This window comes from Phaeovulum sp. W22_SRMD_FR3 (assembly GCF_052113705.1).
Taxonomy (GTDB): Bacteria; Pseudomonadota; Alphaproteobacteria; order Rhodobacterales; family Rhodobacteraceae; genus JBGQOG01.
This window is the reverse complement of the sequence record NZ_JBGQOG010000003.1, coordinates 200,296-211,666: the sequence shown is the minus strand read 5'-3', so window position 1 is coordinate 211,666 and position 11,371 is coordinate 200,296. Positions and strand designations below refer to the sequence as shown.

At 64.3% G+C, this 11,371-nt stretch carries 10 protein-coding genes; 2 read left to right on the top strand and 8 right to left on the bottom strand.

From position 1 onward, the window contains the following. Position 1: 1 nt before the first annotated feature. The gene (locus tag ACEN2S_RS05435; protein ID WP_441863405.1) at positions 2–1,189 is read right to left on the bottom strand and encodes an efflux RND transporter periplasmic adaptor subunit; all 1,188 of its coding nucleotides are present in this window, start codon (positions 1,187–1,189) and stop codon (positions 2–4) included. A gap of 61 nt (positions 1,190–1,250) precedes the next feature. Continuing rightward, complete coding sequence (locus tag ACEN2S_RS05430; RefSeq protein ID WP_441863402.1) at positions 1,251–2,048, bottom strand: alpha/beta hydrolase fold domain-containing protein; 798 nt, start codon at positions 2,046–2,048, stop codon at positions 1,251–1,253. Between the two features lie 158 nt (positions 2,049–2,206). On the opposite strand from ACEN2S_RS05430, the gene ACEN2S_RS05425 reads away from it, so the two are divergent. Next, a complete protein-coding gene (locus ACEN2S_RS05425) occupies positions 2,207–3,115 on the top strand; it encodes a LysR family transcriptional regulator (protein ID WP_441863400.1) in 909 nt (302 codons plus the stop codon). A gap of 198 nt (positions 3,116–3,313) precedes the next feature. On the opposite strand, the gene ACEN2S_RS05420 is transcribed toward ACEN2S_RS05425, so the two are convergent. The 6 genes from ACEN2S_RS05420 to ACEN2S_RS05395 form a co-directional block, all read right to left on the bottom strand. Beyond that, a complete protein-coding gene (locus tag ACEN2S_RS05420) occupies positions 3,314–5,194 on the bottom strand; it encodes an ABC transporter ATP-binding protein (protein WP_441863397.1) in 1,881 nt (626 codons plus the stop codon). 1 nt (position 5,195) lies between these two features. Beyond that, a complete protein-coding gene (locus tag ACEN2S_RS05415) occupies positions 5,196–6,038 on the bottom strand; it encodes an ABC transporter permease (protein WP_441863395.1) in 843 nt (280 codons plus the stop codon). Further along, the gene (locus ACEN2S_RS05410; RefSeq protein ID WP_441863393.1) at positions 6,035–6,985 is read right to left on the bottom strand and encodes an ABC transporter permease; all 951 of its coding nucleotides are present in this window, start codon (positions 6,983–6,985) and stop codon (positions 6,035–6,037) included. Before ACEN2S_RS05410 ends, ACEN2S_RS05415 begins: the two co-directional genes overlap by 4 nt. A gap of 3 nt (positions 6,986–6,988) precedes the next feature. After that, positions 6,989–8,512: an ABC transporter substrate-binding protein gene (locus ACEN2S_RS05405; protein ID WP_441863391.1), complete on the bottom strand. Its 1,524-nt coding sequence runs from the start codon at positions 8,510–8,512 to the stop codon at positions 6,989–6,991. A gap of 73 nt (positions 8,513–8,585) precedes the next feature. Continuing rightward, the gene (locus ACEN2S_RS05400) at positions 8,586–10,067 is read right to left on the bottom strand and encodes a M81 family metallopeptidase (protein ID WP_441863389.1); all 1,482 of its coding nucleotides are present in this window, start codon (positions 10,065–10,067) and stop codon (positions 8,586–8,588) included. A 64-nt stretch (positions 10,068–10,131) separates the two neighbouring features. Beyond that, positions 10,132–10,452, bottom strand: a complete 321-nt coding sequence (locus tag ACEN2S_RS05395) for a hypothetical protein (protein WP_441863386.1) — start codon at positions 10,450–10,452, stop codon at positions 10,132–10,134. 50 nt (positions 10,453–10,502) lie between these two features. Between ACEN2S_RS05395 and ACEN2S_RS05390 the strand changes: the two genes are divergently transcribed. Continuing rightward, the gene (locus ACEN2S_RS05390) at positions 10,503–11,366 is read left to right on the top strand and encodes a MurR/RpiR family transcriptional regulator (protein ID WP_441863385.1); all 864 of its coding nucleotides are present in this window, start codon (positions 10,503–10,505) and stop codon (positions 11,364–11,366) included. Positions 11,367–11,371: the final 5 nt, after the last annotated feature.

Below are 11,371 nucleotides of genomic sequence, written 5' to 3'. Positions count from 1 at the left end.
GCTATTGAATGGCCGCAGTCTCTTCTGCCTGCGGCGCCACAACGGCACCCGGGCGGATACGCTGCAGACCGCTGACCACCACGCGGTCGCCATCCGCCAGCCCGTCTTCGACGATCCGCGCGCCCCCGGCGCTGCGGCCCAGTGTCACCGGGCGGTAGGCCACCTTGTTCTCCGCATCGACGACAAAGACGAATTTCTTGTCCTGATCGGTGCCGATGGCCTTTTCGCTGACAAGAATGCGCGGCGCGGCCTTGGGTTCGCCCATGCGGATCCGCACGAACTGGCCCGGGATCAGCTTGCCGCCGGGATTGTCAAAGACCGCCCGGACGCCAATGGTGCCGCTGGCCGCATCCACCTCATTGTCAATCAGCTGCAATCTGCCGTGCATCGGCGTGCCCTCATCGGCCAGGGTCCCGATCTCGACCGGGATCTGTTCAATCGGCCGCAGGGCACCGGAGGCCTCCGGCAAATTCGCCAGAGCCTTTGCGACGACCTCTTCCGCCACGCTGAAGCTCGCATAGATCGGATCCACGGAAACGAGGGTGGTCAGCACGGCAGAGGAGGATCCCGCTGCCACCAGATTGCCTGCGGTGACCTCCACCTTGCCCACACGGCCGGTGACGGGGGCGCGCACCTGCGTATACCCCAACTCAAGTTCCGCAGCCTGCAGCGCGGCCTCGGCGCTGCGCAATTCGGCCTGTGCCGCGGTCTGGGCGTTCTGGCGCTGGTCCAGATCGCTTTGCGAAATCGCGAGACCCTTGGACAGCCGCTGCCCGCGCTCCCATTCCAGCCTGGCCAGACTGACCTTCGCCCTGGCAGAGGCCACCAGACCCGCGCTTTGGGCCACCGCCGCCTCATAGGGGGCCGGGTCAATGGTGAAAAGCAGATCACCCGTCTTCACCAGCGCGCCTTCGCGGAAATCAACCGATTGGATCGCCCCGGCAACGCGCGAGCGGATCTGCACCCGGTCAACGGCCTCGAGGCGGCCGGAAAATTCCTGCCAGGTGTCAATGTCGCGGCTTTCGATGACCGCAACGGTCACCGGGATGGCCGGTGCCTCTTGCGGCGTGGTCGCGGCGACAGCCCTCGTGGTCAGGGGCATGTCGAGAAACAGGGCTGCCGCGGAAACGGAAACAGCAAGTCCCAGACCGGCGCCCGCGAGGGCCCAGCGTTTGTGCTTCGGTGTCATTGTCTATCTCCTTGCGGCCGTTGGGGGGGGGCCGCCTCTGGTCATGTCGTCAACGTAAAATTCATGCAGTGCTGATGTCGCGGACAAAGTCCGAGAATTGCGCGCAGGCGGTCCCGTGCCAGCCGGGTGCTGCGTCGGTTTTCCCGCCGTATATCGCGGGCCAGCCCGTCCCGGCGGGCAGAACATGCTGGTGAACCGTATTCCCGGCGCTGCGCAGCCGGTCGGCATAGCCGGTGATCTCGTCAAGCAACGGGTCGTCCTGCGAGGTCAGCAGCAGCGCAGGCGCGACACCTGAAAGGCGCGAGCAGGTGCAGGGCGCGGCATAGGGATGACAGACGCCGCCGCTCAGATAATGGCTCCAGCCTTCGGCCCAACGCTGGCGCATGCCGATGGCATCCGCGTTGCGAAACGAGGCCGAGCCCATGAAGGGATCCACCAGCGGCGACATCAGCACCTGACCATCCAGCTCATTGGCAAAATGATCCCGTGCCTTGAAGGCGATTGCCGCCGCGATATTGCCGCCGGATTCCTCGCCGCCGATCAGCAGCAGGGATTTGCGGTCGCCAAATCCGGCACGCTTCTTGGCCAGATAGGAGAACAGCTCGAAACCCACCTCCAGCGGCTTGGGGAAAACCCCGCCGAGGGGCGCGTTGTAATCGGGCACAACCACAATCGCACCGGTCGAGGCCAGCGCCCGGGCAACCGGGCATTCGGTCAGGCCGGATTGCAAAAACGCGCCGCCGTGAAAATACAGCAGCACGGGCGGCCCCTTGGCATAATCCGCCCCCTGATAGACACGGGCGCTGACCGGCCCGATGGCCAGTTTGTCCAGCAGCATGTCCTTCACGTCGACGGTCATTGCACGCGCTTCCCTTGGTGCCGATGGGGATTCTCCGCCACAAGCGGCGGTTCATGGCAAATAGATACCGTTATTCGCCGCATTGAATAAGTATGGTATTTTCGACTACACTATTCGTAATTTCGAACAATGATGCGTTTCACAGCAGGAGATGATGCTTGGACCAACTTTCCGCCATGCGCGCTTTCATCCGGGTGGTTGAGACGGGCAATTTCACCAAGGCCTCGGAGGCGCTCGGGACGCCCAAGGCCACGGTGACCAATCTGATCCAGAATCTTGAGGCGCATCTGCAAACCAAGCTTCTCAACCGCACGACGCGGCGGGTGATCGTAACCACCGACGGTGCCCTCTATTATGAGCGTGCCTTGCAGATCGTTGCCGAGATCGACGAGCTTGACGGCAGCCTGTCCAATTCGCAGGCAAGCCCCAGCGGCAGGCTGCGCGTGGAGATGGCGGGGGCCTTTGCCGATTGGCTGGTCATCCCGGCGCTGACGGATTTCAACCGGAAATATCCCGACATCAGCATTGATCTTGGCGTCGGAGATCGCACGGTCGACTACCTCGCGGAAAACGTCGATTGCGCACTGCGCGGCGGCCCGCCGGGTGACCAGTCGCTGATTGCGCGGCGGGTTGCCGAGGTCTCGATGATCACCTGCGCCGCGCCGGAATATCTGGCGAAATTCGGGACGCCGGGGCATCCGGCCGAGCTTGCCCCGCCGCATCATTGCGTGAATTACTTCAGCGCGCGCAGCTACCGCAGCATGCCGCTCCATTTTACGAGGGACGGCGAGACAATCGAAATCAACGCCCCCTATGTTGTCGCGCTGAACGATGCGCGCAGCTTTGTGACGGCGACGTTGTCCGGGCTGGGCATCGCCACCGTGCCGCGTTTCATGGTGACGCAAGAGGTGCGGCGCGGCGAGCTTGTTCAGGTGCTGGCGGACTGGACGTCTGAGCCGATCCCGCTCTACATCGTCTACCCGCCGAACCGGCATCTGAGCAACAAGGTCCGGGTGTTCGTCGACTGGCTGGTCCGGCTGCTGGCCGAGACGCCCCTCAACGCATGATCGCACCCCCATGGCACCCCCCGTGGCTTTCTGGTCACCGGGGTGCCAGGGCCCTTTGACCGCCGTCTGACGTGGTGACGGATCCGGCGTCGGGAATCGTCTTGCCGCCGCGCAAGCGGGTGCCGGGTCGGCGCACCGCCGGAAACCCGTGGCCGCGCCACCCGGGGGCAGCGCGACGCTGTCTTTCAGCACATCGCGTCACGCCGCAGGTTCGGCAACCTGCACCAGATGACCCGGGGAGACTTCCCGGTAGGTCGGCGGCACATGCACATAGTCGAACGGCCGGATCGGCGAGCGGGCCTCTACCGGGGCCGCGGGCTTGCGGCTGCCCCGGAGCGCGGGGTCGGGCAGCGGCACCGCGTCGATCAGGCGGCGCGTGTAGGGATGCTGCGGGTTGGAGAAAATGTCGCTGCGGCTGCCAATTTCGACGATCTGACCGAAATACATCACCGCCACCCGATGCGCGATCCGTTCGACCACTGCCATGTCATGGCTGATGAACAGATAGGCCAGACCCCGCTCGGCCTGAATGTCCATCATCAGATTGGCGATCTGCGCCTTGACCGTCACGTCGAGCGCCGAGACGGCCTCATCGGCGATGATGAAATTCGGGTTCAGCGCCAGGGCCCGCGCGATGGAAATCCGCTGACGCTGGCCACCCGAGAATTCATGCGGAAAGCGTTGGGCAATGGACGGCGACAGGCCCACCTTCTCCAGCAGTCCGGCGACATGGGTGCGCGCCTCGGCCTTGCGCATCAACCCATGGCTGAGGATCGGTTCGAGAATGGCGTCGCCCACCCGGATGCGAGGGTTCAGACTGGCGAAAGGGTCCTGAAAAATCATCTGCATGCGCCGCCGCAGACTGCGCAGATCGGCGCCGCGGGTGTCGGCGAGGCGCTGACCCGCGATCTCGACGGTGCCGGATGTGGCCCGGCCCAACCCCATGATCGTGCGCCCGATGGTGGATTTACCGCAACCGGATTCCCCGACGAGCGCCAGTGTTTCGCCCGGCGCGATGGTGAAGGAGACATCTTCGACGGCATGGATCCGGCCCTGCGGCAGGTCAAAACGCACCGTTAGATGGTCGATGATGGCGGCGGGCTTCGGGGCCGGGCCTGCGTCCGTTGCGGATGCCCTGGCGGAGGCTGTTGCGGGCGGGAGCATCTCGCGGCCCTCGGTCACGGCACCTGTTTCGGGGTCAACCTGCGGGAAATGCCGCGGTACGTCGCTTCCCCGCATGGAGCCCAGCCGTGGGATCGAGGCCAGCAGCGCGCGGGTGTAGGGCTGGGCCGGGGCGGCAAAGATCTGGTCGGTCCGGCCGGTCTCGATCATGTCGCCGCGGTACATCACCACCGTGCGGTCGGCGACCTCGGCCACCACGCCCATGTCATGGGTGATGAACAACACCCCCATCCGCTCGCTTTGTTGCAATTCGCGGATCAGCTGCAGGATCTCGGCCTGGATGGTCACGTCGAGCGCGGTGGTCGGCTCATCCGCGATCAGGAGCTTGGGCTGGCAGGCCAGCGCCATGGCGATCATCACCCGCTGCCGCATCCCGCCGGAGAATTTGTTCGGATATTCGTGCAGCCGGGTCCTGGCCGAGGGAATGCGCACGCGCTCCATCAGCCGCAACGCTTCGGCCTCGGCCTCGGCCCAGCTCATGTCGCGGTGCAGCACCAGGGCTTCGGCCAGCTGGTTCCCGACCGTGAACACCGGGTTGAGCGAGGTCATCGGCTCTTGAAAGATCATCCCGATCTCACCGCCGCGCACACGGCGCATCTCGGCCTCCGGCAACCGCAGGAGGTCGCGCCCCCCCAACAGGATCTGGCCGCGGCTGCGCGCAATCCGGTCCGGCAGAAGCCGCATGGTGGACAGCGCGGTCACGCTTTTTCCCGAGCCGCTTTCGCCGACCACGGCAACGGTTTCACCGGCATGCACGTCAAACGAGATGTTGCGGACGGTGTCGACCCAGCCCTGCGCCGTGCGGAAGGAGGTGGTCAGGTCGCGGATGGACAGGACGGGCGGGGTGGCATCTGTGCTGCCCGGCTCTGCGGGGCGCGGCAAGAGGTCTGGGCTCATCTCAGGTTTCCTTTGAAAGGCGCGGGTCGACCATGTCGCGCAACGCATCGCCCAGCAGTTGCAGCGAGAGCACGGCGATCACGATGGCAAGGCCGGGAAAGATCATCATCCAGGGCGCGTTGTTCATATATTCGCGGCCCGAGGCGAGCATGGTGCCCCAGGTGGGGGTGTCGGTCGATATGCCGACGCCGAGGAAGGACAGGCTGGCCTCTGACAGCATCGCGGCGGCAAAGACGAAAGTGGCCTGCACGAGGATCGGCGAGGCGAGGTTGAGCAGGAGGTGGCGTCCGATCACCCTGTGCGTCGGCAGGCCCAGCGTGATCGCGGCTTCGATATAGGGCAGTTCGCGCAGCACCAGCGTCGAGCCGCGCACCATGCGGGCCAGCCGCGGCGCATAGGTGATGCCGAGGGCGATGATCACGGTGATCATCGACGGGCCGAGGGCGGCGACCAGCGCGATGGCCAGCAAGATGTCGGGAAAGGACATCATCGCATCAATGAGCCGCGAGATCGGCGCATCGAGGCGGCGGGAATAGCCCGCGGCAACGCCGAGGATGATCCCCAGAACGGTCGAGAAAGCCACGACCCCCAGACTGACCAGCAGCGACACCCGCCCGGCATAGATCGCGCGCGAGAAGACGTCGCGTCCGAAGGCGTCGGTGCCAAAGAGATGCGCGGCCGAGGGCGGCTTCAGCCGGTCCATGATCACCAGTTTCGTCGGCGCATAGGGGGCGATCAGCGGCGCGAAAAGGGCGGCGAGCACGATGAGCGTCAGCACGATGGCGCCCAGCGTGGCGGCCCGGTTGCGCAGCAACTGCCGCAGGGCAGGGAAAAGCGAAATCATAGGCGTACCCGCGGATCGACAAGCACATAGAGCAGGTCGACGATAAAGTTGATGAGGATGTAGATCGCGGCAACCACGAGGAGCGTGCCCTGGATCACCGGATAGTCCCGCCGCAGCACGGCCGAGACGACCAGGTTGCCGATGCCAGGCAGGCCAAAGACGCTTTCGGTGACGATGGCACCGGCGATCAGCATGGCGATCGACAGGCCGATCACGGTGATGATCGGGATCATCGCGTTCTTCAGCGCGTGTTTCAGCACCACCTTGCGGGCGCTGGCCCCCTTGGCGCGGGCGGTGCGGATGTAGTCATCGCTCAGCACATCCAGCATCGCGGCCCGGGTAAAGCGGGTGATCAGCGCCGAATTCACCACCCCCAGCGTAACGGCGGGCAGGATGAGATGCCCCAGCCGGTCGAGGAACAGCGTGTCCGGCCCGCCATAGCCAGAGGCGGGAAACCAGCCCAGCTTGACCGCGAAAACCTGGATCAGGATCAGCCCCAGCCAGAAGCTGGGGATCGAGGCGGCGACCATGGTCGAGGTCACCACCAGCTGATCAAAGAGGCTGCCGCGTTTGACCGCCGACAGAATCCCGACGGGCAATGCGATGGCGCAGGCAATCAGGATCGAGAACAGCGTCAGAAAGAAGGAGGGCTCGGCCCGGCTGAGCAGCGCCGTGCCGACCGATTGATCGAGGAAGATCGACTGGCCCAGATCGCCGTGCAACAGGCCGAGCATGAAATGGCCGTATTGCACGATCATCGGCGCATCCAGCCCCAGCCGGGTGCGCAACGCCGCCACATCGGCAGGCGTTGCATCCGAGCCGAGCATGACGGCTGCCGGATCGCCCGGCGTGATCCGCACGATCACGAAGACCACTGTCGCGACGATCAGCATCACGATGAGGATGCCAAACAGGCGTCGCAGGAGGGAATGGGCGATCCGGGCCATGGTTTACTCCTTGGGGGTCACGTTCCAGAAGAACGGCCAATAGGCCGGGGTGTAGCCCGAAACCTGTTTCGACAGACCCGACAGCGCGTTGAACGAGCCAACCTTGTAGAGCGGCACATCTTCATAGACGGCGGTCTGGACGGCTTCCCAGGCTTTCAGCTTGTCGTCCTGCGTTGTGGCCTCCAGATAGGCGTTGACCGCGGCCGTTTTCTGCTCGGACACATACCAGCCCGGATAGGCGTCGCTGACAAGGTTGAGCATGGTCGGGTCGCCGGGGAAGTTCGAATGGGTGATGAAGATGTCCCACAGCGCCGCATCGCCGCGCCGCGAGGTCAGCGTGGCCCAGTCCACCACCTGCAGATCCACCTTGAAGCCCGCGGCTTCCAGATAGGCCTTGGCCACTTCGGCGGCCTTGTAGTGGAATTCGTACTGGCGCGAGGTGAGGATGCGCAGCGGGGTGCCGTCATAGCCCGCCTCGGTCAGGAGTTTCATCGCCCCTTCGCTGTCGCCCTCGCCATAGCGCGCGACACCGGCTTCGGTGTGCCAGACAAAGCCCTCGGGATAGATCGAGCCGTCGACGCCGTAGAATTTTTCCTCGTCAAAGGCCGCCATCATCATGTCGGCGGGATTGAGCGCCAGCTGCACCGCGTGGCGCAAAGTCTTGTTGGTCAGCAGGCCGTCCTTGTGGTTGAAGTTCATCGACATCCAGGCGGCGTTTTTGTAGATCACCGGCGCGGCGCGGTCGTTGTCTTCGATGCGGCCATAGGCGCTGGTGGGCAGCGCATCTGCAAAGTCGAACTGACCCGACAAGAGCCCCTCGAGGCGCGTGTTGGCATCCGGGACCGGCACGAAATGGATCTCCCGCGCGATGGCCTCGCGGTTGCCCGCATAATTGCTGCTGGCGCCCTCGGGCGAGGCATAGCCGTCAAAACGCACCAGCTGGATGTACTGATCCGGCTTGCGCTCTTTCAGGGCATAGGGGCCGGTGCCGATGAAATCGGTGAGCGTCTCGGCCAGCGTGGCTTTCGGCATCACCACCGCGCCATAGGTCAGGGTCGGGATCAGCGGCGCAAACCGTTTCGTCAGCACGATCTCAACCGCATTGTCCTTGGCCGTCAGGCTGGCGACCAGTTCCGCGACCTGTTTGCCCTTGGTTGACACCGCCATCCAGCGTTGCAGCGAGGCGACCACATCCTCCGGCGTCATGGCCGAGCCGTCATGGAACGTCACACCGCTGCGCAGCGGGATCGTATAGGTCAGCCCGTCCTCCGAGATTTGCGGCGCATTCGCGGCCAGCAGGGGCGCGGTGTTCCATTCGGCATCATAGGTGTAGAGCGTCTCGAAGATATGCTGGTCGATGGTGATCACGAGGTCGGTCGTGGTCTGCATGATGTCGAGGGTTGGCGGCTCGCCGATCATCGCAATGGTCAGCACGCCCTCCGACGGGGCGGCGAAGGCAAGGCTTGCAGAGCCGGCAAGGACGGCGGTGGCTGCGCCCGAGAGCAGCAGGGAGCGGCGGGTGATCATGGTCTTTTCCTTCCTGTTGAAGATCTTGGCCGGTTGTCCCGGCCTGTCTGGTGATTGCTTGCGTGGGTCTCGGTCAGCCGTCCAGGCCGAGGGGGTCCGGCTCGCGCGGCCAGATGCCCTGTCGGGCGAAACGGTAGTCGCTGCGGGCCGGGTCGGTCGGATAGCAGGTTGGGGCTGCGATATAGACCACTTCTGCCGCGATGGGTTCAAAACCTGCGTAGAAATGGTTGGTCGATTTGATCAGCAGCACGTCCTTGGACGCGAAGTCGATCCCGAGATTGGTGAAAATGTCCGGCTCGTAGGTCTGGCTGCGCGAGGTGATCAGGATGATGTCGATCTGGGTTCCGGCGACGCGGACGACGGCGCTGCGGCCCAAGGTCACCCGGCTGGCGCGGAAGCTTTGCCAGCCTTCGGGCGCCACCCGCAACACCTCGACCTGCAGGTCGAGCGGTTCACCGCCATCGCCGCAGGATTTGCCGCCGATGCGCAGGGTCAGTTTCGCGCCCTCACCGGCGGCATGGGCGAAGGAGACGGCGATCGGGTCCCAGATCGTGGCAACCCCGGCCGAGGTCACGCCGCGTTCGATCATCCGGCGCAGGATGTGCGTGGCATCGCCCGCAACGCCGCCGCCGGGATTATCCCAGACATCGGCCAGCGTGACCGGCCGCCCGGGGCGCCCGGCGACCAGTGCCGCCGCCCGGTCCAGCCCCGCTTCGGTGTCGAGCATCGGGAAGGCGGTGTCACGGCGCAGCCGATAGAGCTCTTCTCCCAGGCGCCGGGCCAAAGCGGCGCCGCCCGCGGCATCGCCATCGGTGACGACGACGATCCGCGTGCCCATTTCGGGGACATCGCCCGCCATAAAGCCGTGGATCACCGAAATCGACAGCACCCCATCCTGCCCCTGCAGGGCGCGCAACCGGTCAACGAAAGAGCGCATCGGCTCCCGGCTGGTCGGATAGATGGTGATCATCTTGCAGTCAAAGGTCGAGATCACCGGGGCAATCTCGCCGCGCAGGGTGCGCAACGTCAGATCAACCACATGTTCGCCGCGTTCCTCAAAGTCGGTGTGCGGGAATTCGAGGAAGGCGGCGAGGATGTCCAGATTGGCGACCCGCAAGGGCGTCAGGTGGCTGTGCGGGTCGAATTCGGCCGAGACCAGCACCTTCGGCCCGACAAGCGCGCGCACCTGTGCCAGCAGATCGCCCTCGGGGTCCTGATACCCCTGCGCGACCATCGCCCCATGCAGCCCCAGCACGACCGCATCGACCGGCATCGCGGCGGCAAGCTGCCCGAGGATCTCATCGCGCAATGTCTCATAGGTTTCGCGCTGGATTAGCCCGGCGGGCTCGGCCCAGCAGGCGGTGCCTTCAATGACGGTGAAACCCTCGTTTTGCCCCAGACGGCGCAGGATGGGCACCACCGACGAGCACAGGGTCGGCGTGTCAGGGTGATCGCCCGGTCCGGCGTAAAAGGCCGCATGGAACGCCGCCAGGTCGGTTGGCACCGGAGAGAAGGTGTTGGTTTCGGTGGCCAGGGAAGCGGTGAAGATGCGCATGTGGTTTTTTGATCCGAGCCGCCGGGCGGTCAGCGACCGAACCGGCTTAGAGAAAATTATTTTCCTAATATCCACAGATGCGGACGTTTCTGTCAATAAAACGCTGCCATATCGCCATTGAAAGAAAGGGAATTTCAGAATAGGTGAAAATCGGCCAGGGCAGGGTCCGGGAGATTTTCATGCTGCGGCGGCCAGGGCCCGGAAGCGTGAAAATCACCGCGGCAAAGGGCTGCCTCTTTTTCCAGCACTTTTTTCGGGATTTTCGGCCTTCCTGCGGGGCCGCGCGCAAAGAGGGCTGTTTTGCGGCCGCAGATCGGCATTCTTGAACAAGATTTTCCAAAATACACCGAATCAGCCCATTGTTGCGCAGCTTCTGGCGTTTCATGCGCCGAAATGAGAAAAGGTATTTCAGTTCGATGGCAGAGTGAGATCCCGATGGATATTTTCCAGATCCTTTCCGACAGCGACGGCAAGCTTGGCAAATTGAACGCACAACTGGCGCAGGTGGTGCTGGATGATGTCGATTTCGCACTCGCCGCCTCGATCAGCGAGCTGGCCGAGCGGGCGGGGGTTTCGGCGCCGACGGTGACGCGCTTTTGCCGCCATATCGGCTGCACAGGCTATGCGGATTTCAAGGTCAAGCTGGCGCGCGTCACCTATGTCGGGCTGCGCTACCTCAAGCCCGAGGTCGCTGCGGCCACCTCGGCCGAGGTGGCAAAAGACATTGTGACCAAGGCGCAGGAGGCCTTGTTTCGCTGTTTCCAGCAGCTGGACACAGAGGCGCTGGAGAAGGCGGCGGGATTGCTGCGCGGGGCAGAATTCATTCAGGCCTTCGGCTCGGGCGGCAATTCGACGATGATTGCCAACGAGTTGCACAACCGGCTGTTCCGGCTGGGCTGCCGGATCAACAGCTCAAACGATCTGCAGATGAACCTGATGCTGGCGGCCTCGGCCTTGCCGGGCACGGTTGCGATCGTCTCGTCGATGACCGGGCGCGATCCGTCGATGGTGCGCTGTCTCGATCTTTTCCGCAGCCACGGCGTGCCGACGATTGCGCTGACCCAGAGTGGCACGCCCCTGGCCGAAGCGGCCACGGTGCTGATCGGGATTGACCTGCCCGAGGGACGCAACATTTTCCGGCCCACCTCGACGCGCTATGCCTATCTGGCGGCCATCGACATCCTTGCCAATCTGGTGGCCTATGCCGACCGCGAAATCGCCCGGACCATGCTGCGCCGCGTCAAGGAAGAGCTGGTGCGCAGCCGCGATGGCGATGACCGTCAGCTGTTGGGCGACTGACGGCC

Excerpts from the sequence above, each read along its gene's own strand:
- ACEN2S_RS05435 (WP_441863405.1), bottom strand. The coding sequence starts at position 1,189 with ATGACACCGAAGCACAAACGCTGGGCCCTCGCGGGCGCCGGTCTGGGA.
- ACEN2S_RS05430 (WP_441863402.1), bottom strand. The coding sequence starts at position 2,048 with ATGACCGTCGACGTGAAGGACATGCTGCTGGACAAACTGGCCATCGGG.
- ACEN2S_RS05420 (WP_441863397.1), bottom strand. The coding sequence starts at position 5,194 with ATGAGCCCAGACCTCTTGCCGCGCCCCGCAGAGCCGGGCAGCACAGAT.
- ACEN2S_RS05415 (WP_441863395.1), bottom strand. The coding sequence starts at position 6,038 with ATGATTTCGCTTTTCCCTGCCCTGCGGCAGTTGCTGCGCAACCGGGCC.
- ACEN2S_RS05410 (WP_441863393.1), bottom strand. The coding sequence starts at position 6,985 with ATGGCCCGGATCGCCCATTCCCTCCTGCGACGCCTGTTTGGCATCCTC.
- ACEN2S_RS05405 (WP_441863391.1), bottom strand. The coding sequence starts at position 8,512 with ATGATCACCCGCCGCTCCCTGCTGCTCTCGGGCGCAGCCACCGCCGTC.
- ACEN2S_RS05400 (WP_441863389.1), bottom strand. The coding sequence starts at position 10,067 with ATGCGCATCTTCACCGCTTCCCTGGCCACCGAAACCAACACCTTCTCT.
- ACEN2S_RS05395 (WP_441863386.1), bottom strand. The coding sequence starts at position 10,452 with ATGAAACGCCAGAAGCTGCGCAACAATGGGCTGATTCGGTGTATTTTG.
- ACEN2S_RS05390 (WP_441863385.1), top strand. The coding sequence starts at position 10,503 with ATGGATATTTTCCAGATCCTTTCCGACAGCGACGGCAAGCTTGGCAAA.